Here is a 23,570-nt window from a genome sequence, read left to right as displayed (position 1 = left end):
TTAATATTATTTATGAACTAGAATTATTTTTTTTAAATTGTATAAATAGTTTCAAAAATCTATCTGATTGTTTTGCTCCATTTTTTAACCAATAATGTGCTCTTGTACTTGACAAGTTTATTTTTTTTTCATTATCTTTAGCGAATGGATTAAAATATCCAATACGTTCAATAAATTTTCCATTTCTAGCTGATCTTATATCAGATACTACAATTTGATAAAATGGTTTTTTTTTAGATCCATGTCGAGCTAGTCTAATTTTTATCATTATATTCTCTCTTTTATATTAATAATTTTTATTAAATATTTTTAAAATATTAAAATTACTCTATATATTATTTTATCAGATAATTTTTAATTTTTTCAAATATTTTATTTTTTTTATTATTTTTGATATTTTTCATAATTTTTTTCATATTATCAAATTTTTTTAAATAAACATTAATTTCTTGTATAGAAATTCCTGATCCTATTGATATTCTTTTTTTTCTTGAATATTTTATTATGGAAGGAGTATTTTTTTCTTTTTCTGTCATTGAACTAATCATTGCTTCAATTTTTATAAAAGATTTTTCATCAATATTTTCTAAAAGAGGATTATTTGCGAACATATTTATAGGTAATTTATTTAATAATGAATTGATTCCTCCTATTTTTTTGATTTGTTTAATTTGTAATATAAAATCATTTAAATTAAATTTATCTCCTTTATTATTTGTATTTCGCAATAGCTTTAATTCTTTTTTTTTTATTTTGTTTTGAATATCATCCATTAACGATAACATATCTCCCATTCCTAAAATTCTTTTAGCAATTCTTTCAGGATGAAAGATTTGTAAGTCATAAATTTTTTCTCCTGTTCCAACATATTTTATAGGTATTTTTGTTAAATTACGTACTGATAATGCTACTCCCCCTCGTGTATCACTATCTAACTTTGTTAAAATTACTCCTGATAATTTAAATATTTTATTAAATTCATTAATAATATGAATAGAATCTTGTCCGGTCATAGCATCTATAACAAATAATGTTTCTTGTGGTTGAATGTAATCTTGTATTTTTTTTAATTCCTGCATTTTACCAAGATCATTGTGTATACTACCTGCAGTATCTATTAATAATAAATCATATTTTTTTTTTTTTGCTTCTTTTATTGCTAATTTTATTATTTGAATAGTTTTTTGGTCACAATTAGATTGAAAAAAATTTGCTTTAGTTTTTTGTATTAATCGTTTTAACTGTAAAATAGCTGCTGGTCTATATATGTCAATAGATACAACAAGTATTTTTTTTTTATATTGTTTAGATAATAAATAAGCTAGTTTAGCTACACTAGTAGTTTTACCTGAACCTGGTTGCCCGATAACAGTACAAATCGTTAATTGATTTAATAAAAATTTAAATGAATAACAGTTATCGCCCATCATTAAAATTAATTCTCGTAATACAATTTTTATTAAATTTTGACTTGGACTAAAATTTTTATTTATATGCGTTTCTGATATTTTAGATTTTATTTTTTTTAAAAATAACTGTACAACTGTTAATGAAACGTCTGCATTTAATAGCGCTAATTTTATTTTTTGCATTGTTTCTTTTATTTTTTTTTCTTTTAAATAACCGTGATGTGAGATTTTTTCAAAAATATCAGTTATTTTTTTTGCTAATGTATTAAACATAATTAATAATTAATATCCTGTTGTATTTGAAACATTTACATTAAAATAATGTGTTCATTTTTTTAAAGAAATATTTATACTATTTAATATATTTTTATTATATTATCTTCGATAGGATAACATCCTAATATTTTGATATACTTAGTATATTTTTGTATATTAGATAATATATTTTGTATTATTTCAGATTCTATGTATGCTTTTATTTCCAGTAAATATGTTTTTTCTATTTTATTAATATTTTTATTAGTTTCAATTATATTTAAAATTTTAATTTTTCTTTTTTTTAACATTGTTAATATGTTATTTTTATTTATTTTATAGTTAATTATTTTTATAATCATAGTTATTTTGGTAGGATATTTTTGATTTATTTTTTTTTTTTTTGAAATTACTATAAATCTAGTTATATTATTATCTATATTAGATATATTACTAGCGATTTTTTTTAGGTTATAATATGAACCGGCTATTGAATTTCCAATTGCAGCTGATGTTTTTTGGTTTTCTATAGCAAGTTGTTTCATTCCTGCAGACGTGCTGTTAAAATATTTCTTATTCCATTCTGGAAACTTTTTTAGAAAAATACTACATTGTTTAAACGGTTGTATATGGCTATATACTTGATTAATTTTATAAAAAAAACAATTTTTAGGGGTAAATAAATGGTGTTGTATTTTTAAATAACATTCTTTAATGATATATATATTTTTATATTTTTTCAGTATTTTATATACTTCAGGAATAATTCCTGATATTCTATTTTCAATTGGTAGTAGTGCTAAATTACAATTATTTTTATTAAGAGATTTTATTATAGAATTAAAATTATAATGTTCATCTGATATTAAAAATTTTTTATTATTTTTAGAGATATAATTAAAAGCAGCATATGAATAGGATCCGATAGGTCCTAAGTAGGCACATAAATATTTTTTTTTATTATCTAATATTTTATTCTTATATTTTTTTTGAATAATAACAGAATTTTTAACAATTATTTTAAATATTTTTTTTATAAATTCTGGATTAATATTATTTTTTTTACTAAATTGATGTAAATTATTAAATAGTTCTATTTCACGATTTTTATCTCGTATATTAAATTGGTTATATATTTTATTTTTTAATATATCTTTTGATAAAGATTCTCGAGATGATAATAATTTAATTATTTCATAATCAATGCAATCAATTTTTTTACGTAAGAACTCTAATATTTTTGTTTTATACATTTTTTGAATTCCAATTTATTTTTTAATTTTTAAAATCAAATATATATTTGATATATATTTAATATCTATTAGGTAAATGTATTATGAAAAGTTTTTCAGCTAACGTTAATAATGTTGTAAAATCCTGGTATTACGTTGATGGCACGAATAAAATATTGGGTCGTTTTGCAACTGAAATATCTTTACGATTACGAGGAAAACATAAACCTGAATATACTCCTCATGTTGATACTGGTGATTATATCATAGTTATAAATGCATCAAAAATAATTGTTACAGGTAAAAAAATTCTTAATAAATTTTATTATCATCATACTGGATATGTCGGCGGAATAAAAAAATATACTTTACAGTATATGTTAGCGCATCATCCTGAAAGAGTTATTGAAAAAGCTGTTAAAGGAATGTTACCTAAAGGTTCTTTAGGTCGATCTATTTTTAAAAAATTAAAAGTGTTTCCATTTAATGAACACAACTTAAATGCACAAAAACCAGTTTTTTTAAATATTTAATATGTATGAAACATGAGGATTGATATTATGTCTAAGTATATTAATTATGGCACCGGTCGGCGTAAATGTTCTTCTGCACGTGTTTTTTTACGGAAAGGAGAAGGAAAAATTTTTATTAATAAACGTGCTTTAAAAGAATATTTTGGTAGAGATACATCATGTATGTTAGTTCAACAACCGCTTGAGTTAGTAAGTATGTTGGATGTATTTGATTTTTATATTACAGTCAAAGGTGGAGGAATATCTGGACAAGCTGGAGCTATCAGACAAGGTATTACACGCGCGTTAATTGACTATGACGGTACATTACGAGATATTTTACGAAAAGAAGGTTTTGTAACACGTGATGCAAGACAGGTAGAACGTAAAAAATTCGGTTTTCGTAAAGCTAGAAAAAAAACTCAGTTTTCTAAAAGATAATTTTTATTAATGATAAAGAAATCCCGGTATTTTTAATCCGGGTTTCTTTATATAAATGATTTTTGTTGTACTATGTTTGTAACTTTTAAATATTTTGATATACAAATAAAAAATTATTTTAAATAAATTTATATAATTAAATATTTGTTTAATTAATAACATTATAGTCATTATAATTTTATAAAATTTTTTATATATTTTTTTTATATAAATAATTTATAATATCTGTAGACAATTTTTTTGTTCCGATATTTTTTTTAGCTGAAATAAAATAATATTTTTGATTACAGTTAATTTTTTTTGTTATATATTTCATAATTTTAACAATTTTTTTTTTTGTTAAAATATCAATTTTATTAAAAATTAACCATCGAGGTATTTTAAATAAAAATATATCAAAATTTTTTAGTTCTTTTAAGATAATAAATCTAATTTTATTTATATTTTTTTTTTTAATTGTTGTTATGTCAATAATATGTAATAATAATCGACAACGAGATAAATGTTTTAAAAAATTGATTCCTAAACCGATTCCAGATGATGCACCTTCTATTATTCCTGGTATATCTGCAATAACAAATTTTTTTTTATTTATTTTTACTGTACCTAATACCGGGTATAAAGTACTAAATGGATAGTAATCTATTTTTGTTTTAGCATTAGATAATGAACTAGTTAATGTAGATTTTCCAGAATTAGGGAGACCTAAGGTACCAATATCTGCAATTAATATTAACTCTAATAAGATAATTTTATGTTCACCGAGTGAACCTTGAGTATTTTTTCGTGGAGCCCGGTTAGTAGGTGATTTGAATCGAGAGTTTCCTAATCCATGCCAGCCACCTTTAGCGATAAGAAGTTTTTGGTTTTGATTTTTTATATCGGCTATTATATTATTAGTATCAATATTTATAATTCTAGTACCTACTGGTACGCGGATAAAAATATCTTTTCCTTTTCTTCCTGAACTATTAGCATGAGATCCATTTTGTCCATGTTCAGCACAAAATGTTTTTTTAATACGGTAATCTGTTAATGAATTCATATTTAAATCAGATATTATCCAAATATTACCACCATCACCTCCATCTCCACCATCCGGTCCTCCTTTCGGTATAAATTTTTCTCTTCTAAAACTGATGCATCCATGTCCTCCATTTCCAGCAGATACATGAATTGTAGCTGAATCAACAAATTTCATGTTATATCTCTTTTTTATAAAATATTTTAATGTTAAATATTTTTATATTATTTTTTATTTTTTTATAACATTGACATATGTTTTTTTAAGTAAACCTCTTTTTTTAAATTTTACTAATCCCTTAACCATAGAAAATAAAGTATGATCTTTGCCACATTTTACATTATAACCTGGATGAAATTTTGTCCCTCTTTGTTTAATTAGAATATTTCCTGGATATACATATTCTCCTCCAAATTTTTTAACACCTAGTCTTTTTGAATGGGAATCTCTACCATTTCTAGAAGAACCACCAGCTTTTTTATGAGCCATTTTATGTCCTTAAGTAATATTTTTATTAATATTTAATATTGTTAATTTTAACGTCTGTGTAATATTGTCTATGTCCTTGATTTTTTTTATAATGTTTACGACGATTATATTTTATAATTTTTATTTTTTTATATCTTCCATGTTTATATACAGATCCTTCTATAGAAATATTCGGTAATATTGGTGTTCCAATAGATATTTCTTGATTATTTGATAACAATATTATTTTTTTAAATATTATCACTTCTCCAATATTTACATTGATTTTTTCTAATCGAATAATGTTACCAAGTTTTACTTTATATTGTTTATTGCGATCTAACAGTATTGCATACATAATCTTTTCTCGATATATTTTAAAAGTAAAAAAATATTGTTATTATAATATATTTTTTAAAAAATATATGTTAATAAAATAACATTGATCAAGTATTGAATACTTAAAACATATTTTATATGTAGTATTATTATCTTAATAACATCTATATAATGTATGATAATTATATCACTTTATATTAATAATATTAATGTTATGTAACATATATTTTTATTTGTAATGTACATTACATAAATAATTTTTATTATTAAAATAATAAATATTATTATTTAATAAAATTAAAGATATACATATATACGCAGAATATTGATTCTTATTAAATAAATTTTTGATTTAGTTAAAAACTAACATAGTTTTTTTTATACTATTAAATTTTTATTGATTGGAGATACTATTTAGTATAATTATCGTATTTTATTAATGTATATATACGTTATTAAGTATGAGATTTTTTTTGATTCCATTCAGATATCGTATATGTATGTATCTTAATAGCATGAATTTCTTTTTTTATAAAATACGGCATTAATATTTTATATATATTTTTTTGTTTTTCTAGAGAATTCATACCTATAAAAAAATTTCCTATTGCGGTAATAGTGATATTATTATCATATTTTGATATATATATTTTTTTTAATGTTAATTTTTTTTTAATTACAGCACAGATTTTATCTAAATTCATAATTTCAACTCAACTTTAAACATTAATTAATAATAAAATTTATATATAAATTATTATAATTCATCAATAGTGAGTAACTATATGTATTGTTAATAAATATATTAGTTTTCTACTATATATAGACTAATTTATTTGTATAAATATTTTTAAATTAACTATACTATAAAAAATAGTTTGATTTTTATAACATAATAATAAAAAATATATAAATATTTTTATATATTTATATGTTTAATAAATTTTATTATTTTTGATAAAAATAAAATTATACAATAATTAATAGTTATTTAATTTGTTAAAATAATAATATAATTAATATTATATAATATATATACTAATTTAGTATTTAAATATAAAATAAAATTTATATTCTTGATATATATATCATATATGACCAGGATAAACATCCTATGTTAATAAGATATGTTTAATTTTATTTTTTATATAAAATATCAAAGGAGAAGTAAGATTGTTGAATAAAATTCCCATGACATTACGGGGTTATAATCGATTAAAATCTGAATTAAAAAAATTAAAGTATAATACACGACCATTTATTGTAGAAGCGATTTCTAATGCTCGACAATTAGGTGATTTAAAAGAAAATGCCGAATATCATGCGGCTCGTGAAGAACAGAGTTTTTGTGAAAATAAAATTTGCGAAATTGAAAGTAAATTATTATGTTCTGAAATGATTGATGTTACAAAAATATCTTTTAAAGGTATCGTTATCTTTGGATCTACTGTAATAATATTACAAATGTGTACAAATAAAATTTTTATATACACTATTGTTGGTGATGATGAAGCAAATTGTAAAGAGTGTTCTATCTCTATTTATTCACCAATGTCACGAGCTTTAATTGGAAAAAAAGAAAATAGTATTGTAATGGTAAATACTCCTTCAGGTTCTACAGAATATTTAATTAAAAAGATTGAGTATATTTAATACTAAAAATTTTTATTTGTTTATCAACATAAAATTTAATACTACAGTTGTGTAGAATATTAATATATTGAATATAATAAATATTAAGGTATATTAAAAAATAAATATTTTTTATGTATAATAAACCTTAATGAAATTGATATATCAATATATAAGTACATGTGTGCAGAGATATATTATATATTTTTATTGTTAATATTATTTAAGTATAAGAATATTAATAATTATTTTTTATAAATTTTGCTTAAATTTTTTAATATAATTTTTATATTTCATTATATTTGGTATTATATATTAATATGATTTTCATAAAAAGATTAAATAAATCTAAAAATTGGCTCAAAAAACATTTTTCCGATCCTTATGTTAAAGAAAGAAATAGAAAAAATTTAAGATCTAGAGCATGGTTTAAATTAAAAGAAATTAATGAATCAGAAAAAATTTTTTATACTGGAATGAAAATTATAGATTTAGGATCTCATCCTGGCGGATGGTCCGAATATGCTATCGGACAAATAGGAAAGTCAGGAATTATATTTGCATATGATATTTTACCAATGCGTCCATTAAAAAATGTGAAATTTTTTAATGGAGACATTACTGACATATTTATTCAAAAAAAAATGTTTCTTTGTCTTAAAGAGCATTCTTGGAACGTCGTTATGTCAGATATATCACCGAATATTAGCGGTTGTTCTATTGTGGATAACGCTAATATGTTTAAATTGAGTAATATTGTATTAAAAATTTCTATGTCTGTGTTATCAAAGCGCGGGTGTTTAATTATGAAGTTATTTCAAGGGCATGGTTTTAAAGAATATATACAAAAAATTTTTAATATATTTAATATAGTAAAAATTTATAAACCACGCTCTTCACGTGTTAATTCTCGGGAAGTATTTATTATAGCTCGCAGATTTAAAATGTAATTTTTTATTTTATTTTAATATTAGTATAAAGTGGGGTTATCGTTTGAATAATATAGTTAAAAATTTAACTTTTTGGTTTTTTGTGTCAGTTATATTAATGTCATTAATTCAAATTTTAAATATATATACTACAAATAATTCTAATATTAATTATTCTACGTTTTTATCAGAAGTTAATCAGAATAAAATTCTTGAAACTCAAATTAATGGCAAAAAAATTGAAGTTACTAGAAAAGATATGACGAAGTATATTACTTATATGCCTGTTTATGACTCTCAATTATTAAATATGTTATTAGAAAAAAATATCGTTATTATTGGTGTTACTCCAGATTCACAAAATTTTTTAATTTCTGTATTTTTTTCATGGTTTCCTATTTTTTTAATAGCGGGAATATGGATTTTTTTAATGAAACAGGTACAAAACGGTAGTAGAAAAGGAGCATTATTTTTCAGTAAAAGTAAAGCTAAAATGTTATCTAAAAATAAAGTTAAAACTACTTTTTTAGATATTGCTGGATGTAAAGAAGCAAAAGAAGATGTTTCCGAAATAGTTGAATATTTACGAGAACCACAAAGATTTCAAAAGTTAGGCGGTAAAATACCTAAAGGTATATTACTAGTTGGTCCTCCCGGTACAGGCAAAACATTGTTAGCTAAAGCAATTGCCGGTGAAGCTAATGTTCCGTTTTTTACAATTTCAGGATCTGATTTTGTAGAAATGTTTGTAGGAGTCGGTGCTTCTCGAGTACGCGATATGTTTGAAAATGCAAGAAAATATGCGCCTTGTATAATTTTTATTGATGAAATTGATGCAGTAGGTAGACAAAGAGGAACTGGTGTAGGAGGTGGTCATGATGAACGTGAACAAACTTTAAATCAAATATTAGTAGAAATGGATGGATTTGAAGGTAATGAAGGAATTATTTTAGTAGCTGCAACAAATCGACCGGACGTTTTAGATCCTGCTTTATTAAGGCCGGGTAGATTTGATCGACAAGTAGTAGTATCCTTACCAGATCTTGTTGGACGAGAAGAAATTTTAAAAATTCATATGCGTAAAATTTCTATTGCTAATGATGTAATACCTATAGTAATCGCTAGAGGTACTCCTGGATTCTCAGGTGCTGATCTAGCTAATTTAGTGAATGAATCAGCTTTATTAGCAGCTCGTTGTAATAAAATAGCTGTCACTATGTTAGAATTTGAAAAATCTAAAGATAAAATTACAATGGGATCTGAAAGACGATCTATTGTTATGACAGATAATCAAAGAGAATCTATTGCATACCATGAATCAGGACATGCTATTGTTGGAAGATTAGTTCCGGGTCATGATCCGGTACATAAGGTTACAATTATTCCTAGAGGAAAATCTTTAGGAGTCACATTATTTTTACCAAAACATGATATATTTAGCGCTAATCGTCAAAAATTAGAAAGTCAGATTTCTACATTATACGGAGGACGTTTAGCTGAAGAAATTATTTACGGATTAGATCAAGTATCTACTGGTGCGTGTAATGATATTAAAACAGCTACTAATTTAGCGCGAAGAATGGTAACTCAGTGGGGTTTTTCAGATAAGCTGGGACCATTGTTATATACAGAAGAAGATAAAGAATTTTTTTTAGATCGATCAGTATCTCAAAATAAGTATTTTTCTGATAAAACTATACAGGATATTGATGAAGAAATAAAATTATTAATTGATATAAATTATCAACGTGCAAAAAAAATTTTGCATGAAAATATTGATATTCTTCACGCTATGAAAGATGCTTTAATAAAATATGAAACTATTAATTCGTTACAAATTGATGATTTAATGTCTAGAAAATTAGTGCGTGATCCGGAAGGATGGCATTTACGTTGACCATGATATTTATCATGCAAATAATGTAAATTGTTTTTATTTTTTATGTATTATGTTAACTTTAATATTTATTAATTTGTATGATTTATTAAATGAATTAATAAGTAAGTATAACAAAATTATTTTTATGTATGGTCGATAGTTAAAAATATTATAAATTGATGATATCTATCATAAAAATAGATATCATTAATAAGTATTTGATATATAAAATCAATCGATTTTATATATTCTATATTTTGTATAGAATATATTTATGGATATGAAATATATTTTTAATACAAAATATATATGACATATGTAACAAATAAATTTTGATATTATAAAAGATATATGTAAACATATATAAAGATTTAATTTTTGTTAACAACTAAAAATAATAATTTTAACAAAATATTTTGTATTTATAGTTAATATAGTGTATATAATTACATATTTATGATCATGGATCATAAATATGTAATAATTATTTTTAAAATTATAGGTATATGTAGATTATATACATCTAATGATGTATCACGTGATGCACGATAGACATAAATAGTATATATCTTAGAGATATATACTATTTATGTCTTATATTTGTTATAAGCTCTATTAGAGATAGGTAATATGTTTTTAAAGTTTTTTATTTCAAATAATTATCGTTGATATAAATATAAATAATTATTTTTAAAACACAATTTTATAAATATAAAACTATTATATAGTATTTTATTTATATGTATTATTGTACAATATATAAAATAACAACTGTCTTGTTTGTTAAATTTTTAACAATATAAATAATTTATATTAATTCATTATGTCGTAATCAACATTACGATAATATATATGGTATTTTTATGCATCTTTTTTTATTAATTATATTTGTGATTATTTCTTTTTTATTGGTTACTACTATTATATTTCAGTATAGCTCAGGTAATAATTTATCTGCTAATACGAATGATTATTCATCTCAATTGTTTACTGAGCATTCAAAAAGTCATGTAATGATGTATATAATATTAGTATTATTAGTATTATTTTTTGTAGTAAGTATATTATTATGCAAGTTTAGCGCGTGGACTACAAGTAGTTTACATGTATAATTATTGATAAATAATTTTTATTATTTTTTATATACAAAGGTAATTAAATGTTATTAATAGTCATTTCAGATAATAATAATATTTTTATTTTTAATTATTTTCATTGATTTAGTATAAATTTATAAATTACACTAGTATAACAAATTTTAACCGAAGTGGTGAAATAGGTAGACACGCTATCTTGAGGAGATAGTACTTAATTTTAAAAGAGTATACGGGTTCGAATCCCGTCTTCGGTATAAATTATGTTTCTTTTTTCTTTCTTTTTTGATATTTATATCACGTTTATTTGTATGATGGTATTATTTAATATTTTAACCCCGAACAGTTCGGGGTTTTTTGTTGTAAACGGTATATATACTAATATTGATTAGTAATATTTATTACAAAAACTATTTAATATGATAAAAAATTAATTTTATACATAAAATATTGTTATTTTATTTAGATTAATAAAAATTTATTTTTCTTTTGACTTGTTTATTTGGTTAAATATATCCATTTTTAATTGAAGGATAGCTGATATGAACAAAGAAATATTGTCTGTAGTAGATGCTGTTTCACATGAAAAATCTATTCCAAGAGAAAAAATTTTTGAAGCTTTAGAAAGTGCTTTAGCTATCGCTACTAAAAAAAAATATGATCAAGATATTAATATTAGAGTATGTATAAATCGCAAAAACGGTAGTTTTAATACATATCGAAGATGGTTAGTAGTGAATATTGTATCTAATCCAACTAAAGAAATTACATTAGAAGCAGCTCGTTTTGAAGATAAAGCTATACAATTAGATGATTATATGGAAGACTGTATTCACTCAGTAACTTTTGATCGTATTGCTACGCAGATAGCCAAGCAAGTTATTATACAAAAAGTTAGAGAAGCTGAAAGAGAAATTAGTATTAATCAATTTTATAAAAAAAAAGGTCATATTATTACAGGTACAGTAAAAAAAATTAACAGAGATTATATTATTTTAGATGTTGGTAACAATATCGATGGTATAATTATGCGAGAAGATATGTTACCTAGAGAAAATTTTAGGATTAATGATAGAGTTCGAGGTTTATTATATAATATTTCTCATGAAACACACGGCGCGCAACTATTTATTAGTCGGTCTAACGCAGATATGTTAATTGAATTATTTCGTATTGAAGTACCTGAAATTGGGGAAAAATTAATAGAAATTAAAGCTATTGCTCGTGATCCTGGATTAAGATCTAAAATAGCTGTTATGACATGTGACGGTAGAATTGATCCAGTAGGCGCGTGTGTTGGTATGAGAGGAGCGCGAGTTCAGGCCGTTTCTAGCGAGTTATGTGGAGAAAGAATTGATGTAATTTTATGGGATAATAATCCAGAAAAATTTGTAATTAATTCTATGTCTCCGGCTGATGTATCGTCAATTATTTTAGATAGTAGTACTAATACTATTAACATATCTGTTAAAGCTTGTAATTTAGCTCAAGCTATAGGAAGAAACGGGCAAAATGTTCGTCTAGCATCACAATTAACAGGATGGGAACTAAATGTCATGACTTCGCTTGATTTAAAAAAAAATAATAAATTTAAAAAAAAAGAGTGTTTTCAAGTTTTTAAAAATAAATTAAATCTTACTGATAATAATATTTCAGCATTAGTTAGTGCAGGATTTTATTCAATACAATCTATTGCCAATGCACCAATACATGCATTATTATCTATTACAGGAATTAAAAGTGATGTTATTTTAAGCATCCAAAAAAAAGCAATATTTATTTTAAAAAATTATTCTGATAAATCAGTTGAAAAATTTAATAAAAATTGTATAGATTCAGGATTATTACACTTAAAACATATTAATAAAATTGTAATTAAAAAATTAATAGAAAAAAAAATATATACTTTAGAACATTTAGCTGAACAGAGTATTGATGATTTAAATGATATTACAGCATTAACATCTATCCAAGCTGGTAAATTAATTATGGAAGCTAGAAATATTTGTTGGTTTCATGAACGTAAATAATATGGAGTATAAAATATGAAATTTATTATAGACATCATTAAGAACATTTTAAAGAATATTAAATTATTTTTTAAAAAATTTATGTAATATTTTGTTTAATGCAGAATGATTTTTTTATATAAAAAAATGCTTTAATCATTTTTTATTAAAAAATTTTATATATATAAAAAACATATTTTCATTTATTTTAATGAAAATATTTGTATTATTAAGAATTGTTTTACTCTTGAAGGAGAGTATGTGTAACATATATTTTATACATATATTTTATATATATATTTTAATAGATTTTATAATATTAGTTTTTAATGGAATATACCTTTACAATAAAAGAGATAATTTTAACAGTGAAATTTAAAAAAATAAGAGATAATCATGATAATGAATTATTAATTAAAGATCATAAAAAAAAAATGATCAATGCGCATGAACAATCTTTACATCCTATGGACTCTAATATTACTAAAACTGATATTTCTGTATCAAAAAAAAATTTAAAAAATACAAATAATTTATTTAAACAATTTATGTATCAAAAATCATCAAAGTTTAATCGGTTAAATAATAATAATGTATTAACAAGTAAAAAAAATAACTTTAATTCTATAAAACAAGTAAATAACAAAAATATAGATAATGTTCAGGATAAAAATATCATTATCAGTAATAACACTGATAATAAAAAATTAATTAAATTTATTAAAAATAAAAAAAATAAAAAAAAAAATAACATGTCTATGTTAAAAGGATCGGAAAAAAAATTTGTAAATTATAAAAAAAAAAATAAATCATGTTTAATAAAAAATTTTATGTTACATCAAAAATTTAATAAACCTACCAAAATTATAAACAAAGTAATCAGTATTGGTAACAATATAACAGTTTCAGAATTATCTAACAAAATAGCAGTTAAACAATCTAAAATTATTAATATTTTACTGAATTTGGGAATATCTGCAACTTCAGACCAAATTCTAGAGAAAGATATAGCTCAATTGGTAATAGAAGAAATGGGCCATAAGGTACACGTATATCCAGACAATGAATTAGAATATTATTTAATGAAAGATCGTGATTTTGGAAATGGTATATTACAATTGAGACCGCCTATTGTTACTATGGTCGGACATGTTGATCATGGAAAAACGTCATTATTAGATTATATTCGATCCACTAAAGTTGCTTTTAAAGAAGCAGGAGGTATCACACAATATATAGGTGCATATCATGTTAATACATCTCAAGGTATTGTTACGTTTCTTGATACTCCTGGACATGCTGCATTTACAGCTATGAGAGCAAGAGGCACTAAAATTACTGATATAGTAGTTTTAGTAGTAGCAGCAGACGACGGGGTGATGCCGCAAACTATAGAAGCTATTCAGCATGCTAAAAATGCAAATGTACCAATAATAGTAGCAATTAATAAAATTGATAAAACGACATCTAATATAAATAAAATAAAAAAAGAATTAATGAAGTATTCCATTATTTCCGAAGAATTTGGTGGAGAAAATATATTTGTATTAGTTTCAGCTAAAACAGGTATTGGTGTTGATAATTTATTATCTGCAATTTTATTGCAAGCAGAAATGCTAGAATTAAAAACAGTACATACAGGAATGGCTACAGGTATAGTTATTGAATCTTTTTTAGATATTCAGCGTGGGCCGGTAGCGACAGTGTTAATTAATGAAGGTACTTTACATATACATGATATTGCTATTTGCGGGGCAGAACACGGAAAAATTAAATTACTTAGGAATGAATTTCATGAAAATGTTTCTTTAGCTGGACCGTCAATTCCCGTAGAAGTTTTTGGTTTATCCGGTGTTCCAAGAACAGGAGATAAATTAATCGTTGTTCGTAATGAAAAGAAAGCTAAAGAATTATCGTTATATCGTAAAGTACAGTATCGAGAAAATAAGTTATCAAATATAAAAAAAATTGATATGAATAATTTATTTGATCAAATTAGTACAAAAAAAATATCTGATTTGAATATTATTTTAAAGGCAGATACACAGGGATCTTTAGAAGTAATATTAGATTCATTAAATTTAATTTCTGATAAAGTTATTAAAATAAATGTTATTATGTCCGGAGTAGGCTCTATTACAGAAACTGATGCTTATTTGAGTATTACCACTGCATCTACTTTAATAGGATTTAATGTTCGTGCAGATATTTCCGCGAAAAAGGTAATAGAATTAGAACATTTAAATGTTCGGTATTATTCAATAATATACAATTTAATTAGTGATGTCAAAGTAGTTATGTCTGGCTTGTTAATACCAATTAATGAACAAAAAGTAATTGGACTAGCAGAAGTTAGAAGTATTTTTAAAGCTCCTAAATTTGGTTTAGTGGCAGGATGTATGGTAAAAGAAGGTATTATTAAAAAATCTAATCCAATACGGGTATTACGTGATAATATTGTTATTTATGAAGGTGAATTAGAATCATTGCGTCGCTTTAAAGAAGATGTTATTGAAGTTCGCATCGGTTTTGAATGTGGTATTGGAGTAAAAAATTATAATGATATTAGAATAGGAGATGTAATTGAGGTATTTAAATTTTTAAAATAAATGATTATTTATACTTAAATTAAAATTTTGTATCTATTATACATTTTTTATATATTAAAATTAATAATTATTAGGAAATGATATGTTAAAAAATTTTAGTCGATCAGTACGATTAGAGCGTCTTTTACATAAAGAGATTGCTGTGATTATTCAAAGACATTTACGAGATCCAAGATTAATTTTTTTAATTACAATATTAGAAGTAAAATTATCTTCTGATTTAAGTTACGCTAAAATATTTTTTACATGTTCAAACTATCAAGATAAAAAAATTATTAAATTAATATTAAAAATATTGCAAAAAGCAGAAGGGTTTATTCGTTCTCTTATTAAGAAAAAGTTATATGTTCGTATTATTCCTAAATTATGCTTTTTTCATGATACTTCTTATATAACAGGTATGTTTATTTCTAATTTAATTAATAAAACTAAATTAGTTAATTAACTATATATTTTATAAAAACTTATACGTTTAGGTTTAATATGGATTATCAAGATAATAAATATGATTCTGGAATCTTATTGCTAGATAAACCGAAAGGTATTTCATCTAATTGTACGCTACAGCATGTTAAAAAAATTTTCTATGCTCATAAAGCCGGATATACAGGATCGTTAGATCCATTAGCTACGGGTGTTTTACCTATTTTATTTGGTTATGCAACAAAATTTTCACAATATTTGACAAATTCAGTAAAAAAATATCATGTAATTGCAAAATTAGGAATTAGTACAGTTACTGGTGATTTATCAGGTAAAATTATTCATACTAGCCCGGTATACGTAAATACAAATGATATTATTGATATTTTTAATAAATTTATTGGCACAATAAAACAAATTCCACCTATGTATTCAGCTGTTAAATATTATGGAATTCCATTATATAAATATGCTCGATTAGGTATCGTAATATCTCGTTGTACGAGAACAGTTGTAATTTATCAATTAAATTTTATTCAAAGAGTTCATAACTTTATAGAGTTTACAGTTTCTTGTTCAAAAGGAACATATATTCGTAGTTTAGTATATGATATCGGTAAACTATTAAAATGTGGAGCGCATGTAATTTTTTTACGTCGTTTACAAGTTGGTCCATATTATTCATCACAATTAATAAAATTATCGAATTTATATTCGGTTGAAAATAAACATACAAAACAAATATATAGTTTTTATAAAAATAGTATGTTAAAAACATTTTTATTACCGATTAGTTCTATATTTTTACAATATCCTCAAGTAAAATTATTTAATAAAGATATAGAGGATTTTAAAAAAAATATATGTATATCTTTATTTATCTTTTCTAAGATAGGTTTAGTACGAGTAGTATCTGGTATTAATAAGATATTTTTAGGAATCGGGAAGATAAATAAACTAGGACTGTTAATTCCAAAATGTATCTTAAATAATTAATTTTAACAAATAATGTCATAATGCATTTAACATTTGCTTTTTATAAATTTTTATGTAGGAGTTGTTATGTTAAAAAATACATCCTTAATAAAAGATGTAATTTTAAAGCACGGGGGATCGGATAATAATAGCGGTAATTCATCAGTACAGATTGCATTATTAACGCTAAAAATAAATTATTTACAAAAACATTTTATTTTACATCGTAACGATCATTGTGGCCGTAAAGGTTTATTAAAATTAGTTTCTCGGCGTAGAAAATTATTAGATTATATTAAATCTAATCAACGTGAGCACTATCTTTTTTTAATTAAAGAACTTAATTTACGTTATTAATTTATTATTAGGTAGTTATTTATAGTATTAAAATTTATTAAAAATAGAGTGTAATTTATATACAGAAAAGATTTATGATAGTTCTTTTCTGTATATTTTATATTTATTAAAATATAATTTTAATTTTTTTAAAAAGTATTTAATATTACATTGTTTTATACAAACATATAAATATTTTTTAGATTATTTTTATTTAAGGATATTCATTTTGTTAAAACCAATTATACATAAATTTAAATATGGTCAGCATTCTATTATATTAGAAACAGGAGTAATTGCACGACAAGCTACCGCTTCAGTTTTAGCTAGTATGGATGATACTACTGTACTTATAACTATAGTGAGTGGAGCTCCTGTATTGTCTGGACAAAAATTTTTCCCTTTAATTGTAAATTATCAAGAACGAACTTATGCTGCAGGTAGAATTCCAGGTGGTTTTTTTCGTCGAGAAGGACGTCCTAGTGAAAATGAAATTTTAATTTCTCGATTAATTGATAGACCAATACGTCCTTTGTTCCCTAAAGATTTTTTAAATGAAGTTCAAATTATTGCAACAGTTATTTCAGTAAATCCTCAAATTAATCCTGATATAATTTCTATTATTGGTGTATCTGCTGCATTATGCTTATCTGGATTACCTTTTTCAGGTCCTATAGGAGCTGCACGTGTAGGATTTATAGATAATCAATATGTTTTAAATCCGTCAATAGAAAAAATTAAAAAAAGTTGTTTAGATCTAGTAGTTTCAGGAACTAAAAATACTATTTTAATGGTTGAAGCTGAAGCTCATGTTTTATCTGAAGAAAATATTTTAAATGCTATTTTATTCGGACATGAAAATCAAAAATTTTTAATTGATAATATTTATTACTTTTCTAAAAAAGCAAATAAAATTCCTAATATTAGTTTTAATGTATATACACCCGATCATATTTTATATGAATTAGTATCTCAAAGAGTCAAAAAAGATATTGAATATGCATATCATATTTTTACGAAAAAAGAAAGATTAAATAAGTTAAGCGAAATTAAACAAAAAGTCATTATAGATTTATTAGACTATGATAATCTATTAACTAGTTCTAAAATTGAAGAAATTATTTATTTATTAGAGAGAAAAATCGTACGTAATCGTATTTTGAAAGGTAAATTAAGAATTGATGGACGAATGAATAATGAAATTAGACCGATTGATGTAAGAACAGGAGTACTCCCGCGTGTTCACGGATCTGCATTGTTCACTAGAGGAGAAACGCAGGCATTAGTTTCCGCTACATTAGGAACATCACGAGATGCACAAAATTTAGATGATTTATTAGGTGATAGAACTGATAATTTTTTATTTCATTATAACTTTCCACCGTATTCTGTTGGTGAAATTGGAATAGTTGGATCACCGAAACGAAGAGAAATTGGTCACGGAAAACTTGCTAAACGTAGTTTTGTAGCTGTTATGCCGAATATTGAACAATTTCCATATACGATTCGTTTAGTGTCCGAAATAACAGAATCGAATGGTTCTTCTTCTATGGCTTCTGTATGTGGAGCATCTTTAGCTTTAATGGACGCAGGAATTCCTATTAAATCAGCTATTGCCGGAATCGCTATGGGTCTAATAAAAGAAAAAGATTCTTATGTAATTTTATCAGATATTTTAGGGGATGAAGATTATTTAGGAGATATGGATTTTAAAGTATCTGGTAGTAGAAAAGGTATTACTGCCTTGCAGATGGATATAAAAATTTCCGGTATTACGAGTGATATTATTAAAGATGCATTATATCAAGCAAAATCTGCAAGATTAAAAATATTAGATATTATGGAGGCTACTTTAAATATTCCTAGAAGTGATATTTCTAAGTTTGCTCCTAGAATATATACTATGAAAATTAATCCGGAAAAAATAAAAGATGTTATTGGCAAAGGTGGTTCTATTATCAGAATGTTAACTGAAGAAACAGGTACAGTTATTGAAATTAAAGATGACGGAATAGTTAAAATTTCTGCGACAGTAGGAGAAAAAGCTAAACACGCTATGCGTAGAATTAAAGAAATTACCGCAGATATTACAATTGGAAAAATTTATTCCGGTAAAGTAACACGTATTTTAGATTTTGGAGCGTTTGTTTCTATCGGCTTCGGACGAGAAGGATTAATACATATTTCTCAAATTTCACATAAAAGAGTTGATAAAGTTATTGATTATTTAAAAATTGATCAAATTATTTCTGTAAAAGTATTAGAAGTAGATCGACAAGGACGTATTCGTTTAAGCATGAAAGATACTAATTTATTAAATAGATTATAAAAATTTTACTTTTTCTAATTTTTATAGACTATCTTATTTTTGACATTTATTGTATAATAAATTTTTTATTATATTATTTAAATATTAAATATTTAATATTTAAATTTTTATTAAAAATTTATTGTTTTTTAAAAAATTTATATATATGCAATATAGCCGGTTCATACTCTTCTGCAATGAAAATATTAATATATTTTCATTATGAGTTATGTAGTAGACTGGCCATAGTTGTAACATAAAGAGGCTTATACTCTGCATGACTCAAATTCATCATTCTTTTTCTATTTTTGGGCTTAATCCTATTTTATTAAAATCGTTAAAAAAATTAGGATATACAAAACCTTCACCAATTCAATCTACTTGTATTCCTTATTTATTATCCGGTAAAGATGTTTTAGGAATGGCTCAAACAGGTAGTGGTAAAACAGCTGCATTTGCATTACCGTTATTAAATAATCTTGATATTTCTTTGAAATCCCCTCAGATACTCGTTTTAGCCCCTACTAGGGAATTAGCTATTCAAGTAGCAAAAGCATTTTCTGATTTTTCTCAATATTTAAGTGGAATACAAGTATTAGCATTATATGGCGGTCAAAGATATGATATTCAATTACAAGTACTTAGAAAAGGTCCGCAGATTATTGTAGGAACACCCGGTAGATTGTTAGATCATTTAAAAAGAGGCACTTTGAATTTAGTACATCTACGTAGTCTGGTATTAGATGAAGCGGATGAAATGTTGCGTATGGGTTTTATAGAGGATGTAGAAAATATTATGTCACAAATTCCTAAAAAACACCAAACTGCATTATTTTCAGCTACTATGCCTAATATGATTCGTAGAATATCTCAACGATTTATGAATGCACCTAAAGAAGTTAAAATACAATCTACTGGAATAACACGTCCTGATATACAACAAAGTTACTGGATAGTACGTGGAAAAAAAACTGATGCTTTAATTAGATTTTTAGAAGTTGAAGATTTTTCCGCTACTATCATTTTTGTCCGTACTAAAAATACTACTTTAGAAGTAGCAGAAACATTAGAAAAACATGGATATAATAGTGCAGCACTAAATGGTGATATGAATCAATTATTAAGAGAACAAACGTTAGATCGATTAAAAACGGGAAAATTAGATATATTAATTGCTACGGATGTTGCTGCACGAGGATTAGATGTAGATCGTATTAGTTTTGTTATTAATTATGATATTCCGATGGATGCAGAGTCATATGTGCATCGTATTGGTCGTACTGGTCGAGCAGGTCGTACTGGTCGAGCATTATTATTTGTAGAATATCGTGAGCGTAGATTATTACATAATATAGAAAGAATTATTAAACATTCTATTCAAGAAATACAATTACCAAAATCTGAATTAGTAGCTCAATGTAGATTAAAAGTTATTTCAGAAAAAATACAAAATCAATTAGATAGTTGTGATTTAGAATCATATAAATTATTATTGTATAAATTAAATTTAAAAGATGGTTGGAGTTTCGAAAAGTTATCAGCAGCATTACTAAAATTAGTGCAAGGAGAACGTCCGTTAATTATTCCGCCAGATAGAAAATATGCTTCTTTGTCTTTTAAAAATAATTCTTTGTTTTCTGTAACTAATAGTAATAAATATACTGCCATTAAAAGATATTCACCATCTCGTTTTGTACAAGATCGTAAAAAATTAGATAATATGATTATTTGTCGTATCGAAGTAGGTCGTAATGATGGAATAGAAGTTCGTCATATTGTAGGAGCAATTGCAAATGAAGGAGATATTAGTAGTCGCTTAATTGGTAATATTCGTTTATTTTCTAATTATTCTACTATTGAATTACCAAAAAGTCATTCTAAACGATTATTGATTTGTTTGTTGCGTACACGTATTTTAAATAAACCTATTAATATAAAATTGTTAAAAAATCCTGTATTTCGTGAAAATAAAAAAAATTTTATATCTCGAAATCGTCAAAATTATAAAAAAAATAACGTTTAAGGTTCTATTAATATCATTAATGTGATTAAATTATCAATTTATATATTTTTTATGCCACTATGTGGCATATTTTTATAATATCTGTTATATAGATGCTATTGCTTCAATTTCTATAGATACTTTTTTAGGTAATTCTGATACACCAACACATGATCTAGCTGGATATTTTTTAGTATATTTATCAAAAAATTTTTGATAGGATAAATTAATTTCTTTTAATTTATCCATTTTTGTTGTAAAAATAGTGGTTTTAATAATATTTTTAATACTTATTTTATTTTCTTGTAACAATATATTCATATTTTTTAATATTAAAGTTGTTTGTTCGGATATATTTTTTGGTATAACACCGGTAGTTAGATTGATTGGAATCTGTCCTGAAATAAAAAATAAATTATTTATTTTTAAAATAGGAGAATAAGGTCCAAATATTTTTTTTGTTAACATATATTTTTCCATATTATTATGACATTAATGATAATTACTAATCGTGAATTGTATTAAATACGATAATTAAATATGTTTTTTATTATAAAAATAATAAACATATTTTAGTATAAAATTTTTTCTTTTGATAAACATGATACTAATAAGGCTTTAATGGTATGTAATCGATTTTCAGATTGTTGAAAACTTAAGTTAATACAGGAATTAAAGATATTATCAGTGATTTCTAATCCGTTATAAATGTTGAATTTATTATGGATTTTAAATCCAATTACAGATTTTTTATTATGTAATGCAGGTAAACAATGCAATATTTTAATATTAGGATTATTAGTTAAATCTATCATTTTTTCATTAACTTGATATGGATATAATTCTTTTATTCTTTTTTTCCATATATCTTTATTTTCTCCTAAAGAAACCCATACATCTGTATAAATACAATCAACATTTTTTACACCTTCTTGAACATTGCTAGTGTAAAAAATATTTTTATTATATACGGGATATTTGTTAGATAAATATTGTTTTTGAGGCCAATATGATGTAGGAGATATAATATTTAATTTAAAATTTATTATATTCGCAGCTTCTATTAATGAGTTAGCAATATTATTTTGAGCGTCTCCGACGTATGCACAGTGAATGGTTTTTAATAATTTTTCAGGAAAAGTTTCTTTGATAGTAAGTAAATCCGCTAAAATTTGAGTGGGATGAAATTTGTCTGTTAATCCGTTCCAAACAGGTATTTTAGAATAATTTTTAAGATCCGTAAGTATTGAATCGGAGTATCCTCTATATTGGATACCATCATACATAGTTCCTAATACTTTAGCTGAATCTTCAATAGATTCTTTGTATCCAATATGGGTATCATTAGGTCCTATATATGTAGTGTGTGCTCCTTGATCATATGCTGCAACTTCAAAAGCGCATCTTGTTCTAGTAGATGGTTTTTCAAAAATTAACGCTATATTTTTTCCTTTAATATATTTTTTTTCTTTTTTATTTTTTTTATTAGTTTTTAAAAATTTTGATAATTTTATCAAATAAAATATTTCTTTGGATGTAAAATCTGATAATTTTAGGCAACTTTTTTGATATAATGTTTTCATATTATTTTTCCTATAAATATAAATTTATATTAAGTGAATAAATATTATATTTTTATATATATAAAGATCAGTTATCCGGAATAGATATTTTATATGCTAATATATCTATAT

22 protein-coding genes and 1 tRNA gene are annotated in these 23,570 nt (G+C 23.9%); 14 read left to right on the top strand and 9 right to left on the bottom strand.

What is annotated here, in order from left to right:
- Positions 1-10: 10 nt before the first annotated feature.
- The 3 genes from rpsP to APCICUMA2628_RS01265 all read right to left on the bottom strand — a co-directional run bounded on the left by rpsP (position 11) and on the right by APCICUMA2628_RS01265 (position 2,917).
- Positions 11-268 carry a 30S ribosomal protein S16 gene (rpsP, locus tag APCICUMA2628_RS01275; protein WP_154027504.1) on the bottom strand — a complete coding sequence of 86 codons (258 nt, stop codon included), beginning with the start codon at positions 266-268 and terminating at the stop codon, positions 11-13.
- 67 nt (positions 269-335) lie between these two features.
- Positions 336-1,682: a signal recognition particle protein gene (locus APCICUMA2628_RS01270; protein WP_154027502.1), complete on the bottom strand. Its 1,347-nt coding sequence runs from the start codon at positions 1,680-1,682 to the stop codon at positions 336-338.
- 83 nt (positions 1,683-1,765) lie between these two features.
- Entirely contained in the window at positions 1,766-2,917 is a 1,152-nt protein-coding gene (locus APCICUMA2628_RS01265) for a prephenate dehydratase domain-containing protein (RefSeq protein WP_154027500.1), read from the bottom strand.
- 83 nt (positions 2,918-3,000) lie between these two features.
- Here APCICUMA2628_RS01265 and rplM point away from each other — a divergent pair, with 83 nt between their 5' ends.
- Together rplM and rpsI are read left to right on the top strand one after the other, a co-directional pair.
- Complete coding sequence (gene rplM, locus APCICUMA2628_RS01260) at positions 3,001-3,429, top strand: 50S ribosomal protein L13 (RefSeq protein WP_154027498.1); 429 nt, start codon at positions 3,001-3,003, stop codon at positions 3,427-3,429.
- Positions 3,430-3,456: 27 nt separating this feature from the next.
- Positions 3,457-3,849 carry a 30S ribosomal protein S9 gene (gene rpsI / locus APCICUMA2628_RS01255; protein ID WP_154027496.1) on the top strand — a complete coding sequence of 131 codons (393 nt, stop codon included), beginning with the start codon at positions 3,457-3,459 and terminating at the stop codon, positions 3,847-3,849.
- A 190-nt stretch (positions 3,850-4,039) separates the two neighbouring features.
- Here the strand turns inward: rpsI and cgtA are convergent, their stop codons facing one another.
- From cgtA to APCICUMA2628_RS01235, 4 genes are all read right to left on the bottom strand, one after another.
- Complete coding sequence (gene cgtA / locus APCICUMA2628_RS01250; protein ID WP_154027494.1) at positions 4,040-5,050, bottom strand: Obg family GTPase CgtA; 1,011 nt, start codon at positions 5,048-5,050, stop codon at positions 4,040-4,042.
- A gap of 54 nt (positions 5,051-5,104) precedes the next feature.
- Positions 5,105-5,362, bottom strand: a complete 258-nt coding sequence (gene rpmA / locus APCICUMA2628_RS01245; RefSeq protein ID WP_154027492.1) for a 50S ribosomal protein L27 — start codon at positions 5,360-5,362, stop codon at positions 5,105-5,107.
- 25 nt (positions 5,363-5,387) lie between these two features.
- The gene (rplU, locus tag APCICUMA2628_RS01240) at positions 5,388-5,699 is read right to left on the bottom strand and encodes a 50S ribosomal protein L21 (RefSeq protein ID WP_154027490.1); all 312 of its coding nucleotides are present in this window, start codon (positions 5,697-5,699) and stop codon (positions 5,388-5,390) included.
- 436 nt (positions 5,700-6,135) lie between these two features.
- Positions 6,136-6,384, bottom strand: a complete 249-nt coding sequence (locus APCICUMA2628_RS01235; RefSeq protein WP_154027488.1) for a BolA/IbaG family iron-sulfur metabolism protein — start codon at positions 6,382-6,384, stop codon at positions 6,136-6,138.
- A gap of 469 nt (positions 6,385-6,853) precedes the next feature.
- Here APCICUMA2628_RS01235 and greA point away from each other — a divergent pair, with 469 nt between their 5' ends.
- The 12 genes from greA to APCICUMA2628_RS01175 all read left to right on the top strand — a co-directional run bounded on the left by greA (position 6,854) and on the right by APCICUMA2628_RS01175 (position 21,897).
- The gene (greA, locus tag APCICUMA2628_RS01230) at positions 6,854-7,333 is read left to right on the top strand and encodes a transcription elongation factor GreA (RefSeq protein ID WP_154027486.1); all 480 of its coding nucleotides are present in this window, start codon (positions 6,854-6,856) and stop codon (positions 7,331-7,333) included.
- 299 nt (positions 7,334-7,632) lie between these two features.
- Positions 7,633-8,262, top strand: a complete 630-nt coding sequence (locus tag APCICUMA2628_RS01225; RefSeq protein ID WP_154027484.1) for an RlmE family RNA methyltransferase — start codon at positions 7,633-7,635, stop codon at positions 8,260-8,262.
- A 52-nt stretch (positions 8,263-8,314) separates the two neighbouring features.
- Positions 8,315-10,138, top strand: coding sequence for an ATP-dependent zinc metalloprotease FtsH (gene ftsH / locus APCICUMA2628_RS01220; RefSeq protein WP_154027774.1), 1,824 nt, complete (start codon positions 8,315-8,317; stop codon positions 10,136-10,138).
- An 845-nt stretch (positions 10,139-10,983) separates the two neighbouring features.
- Positions 10,984-11,232, top strand: a complete 249-nt coding sequence (gene secG, locus APCICUMA2628_RS01215; protein WP_154027482.1) for a preprotein translocase subunit SecG — start codon at positions 10,984-10,986, stop codon at positions 11,230-11,232.
- Between the two features lie 149 nt (positions 11,233-11,381).
- Positions 11,382-11,471, top strand: a tRNA-Leu gene (locus APCICUMA2628_RS01210).
- 285 nt (positions 11,472-11,756) lie between these two features.
- The gene (gene nusA, locus APCICUMA2628_RS01205; protein ID WP_154027480.1) at positions 11,757-13,244 is read left to right on the top strand and encodes a transcription termination factor NusA; all 1,488 of its coding nucleotides are present in this window, start codon (positions 11,757-11,759) and stop codon (positions 13,242-13,244) included.
- A 446-nt stretch (positions 13,245-13,690) separates the two neighbouring features.
- Complete coding sequence (gene infB / locus APCICUMA2628_RS01200) at positions 13,691-15,832, top strand: translation initiation factor IF-2 (protein ID WP_420021844.1); 2,142 nt, start codon at positions 13,691-13,693, stop codon at positions 15,830-15,832.
- An 82-nt stretch (positions 15,833-15,914) separates the two neighbouring features.
- The gene (gene rbfA, locus APCICUMA2628_RS01195) at positions 15,915-16,277 is read left to right on the top strand and encodes a 30S ribosome-binding factor RbfA (RefSeq protein ID WP_154027476.1); all 363 of its coding nucleotides are present in this window, start codon (positions 15,915-15,917) and stop codon (positions 16,275-16,277) included.
- Positions 16,278-16,315: 38 nt separating this feature from the next.
- Positions 16,316-17,251, top strand: a complete 936-nt coding sequence (gene truB / locus APCICUMA2628_RS01190) for a tRNA pseudouridine(55) synthase TruB (protein ID WP_154027474.1) — start codon at positions 16,316-16,318, stop codon at positions 17,249-17,251.
- Positions 17,252-17,317: 66 nt separating this feature from the next.
- Positions 17,318-17,587 (top strand): 30S ribosomal protein S15, encoded by a 270-nt coding sequence (rpsO, locus tag APCICUMA2628_RS01185; RefSeq protein ID WP_154027472.1) that lies wholly within the window; start codon positions 17,318-17,320, stop codon positions 17,585-17,587.
- 208 nt (positions 17,588-17,795) lie between these two features.
- Entirely contained in the window at positions 17,796-19,895 is a 2,100-nt protein-coding gene (pnp, locus tag APCICUMA2628_RS01180) for a polyribonucleotide nucleotidyltransferase (protein ID WP_154027470.1), read from the top strand.
- Positions 19,896-20,151: 256 nt separating this feature from the next.
- Positions 20,152-21,897 (top strand): DEAD/DEAH box helicase, encoded by a 1,746-nt coding sequence (locus APCICUMA2628_RS01175; RefSeq protein ID WP_154027468.1) that lies wholly within the window; start codon positions 20,152-20,154, stop codon positions 21,895-21,897.
- 84 nt (positions 21,898-21,981) lie between these two features.
- Here the strand turns inward: APCICUMA2628_RS01175 and APCICUMA2628_RS01170 are convergent, their stop codons facing one another.
- Complete coding sequence (locus tag APCICUMA2628_RS01170) at positions 21,982-22,344, bottom strand: Rid family detoxifying hydrolase (RefSeq protein ID WP_154027466.1); 363 nt, start codon at positions 22,342-22,344, stop codon at positions 21,982-21,984.
- A 104-nt stretch (positions 22,345-22,448) separates the two neighbouring features.
- Positions 22,449-23,459 (bottom strand): ornithine carbamoyltransferase, encoded by a 1,011-nt coding sequence (gene argF / locus APCICUMA2628_RS01165; protein WP_154027464.1) that lies wholly within the window; start codon positions 23,457-23,459, stop codon positions 22,449-22,451.
- Positions 23,460-23,570 lie beyond the last annotated feature (111 nt).

Source organism: Buchnera aphidicola (Cinara cuneomaculata) (genome assembly GCF_900698865.1).
In the GTDB taxonomy this organism is placed as follows: domain Bacteria; phylum Pseudomonadota; class Gammaproteobacteria; order Enterobacterales; family Enterobacteriaceae; genus Buchnera_F; species Buchnera_F aphidicola_AA.
This window is presented reverse-complemented; position numbering and strand designations above follow the sequence as displayed.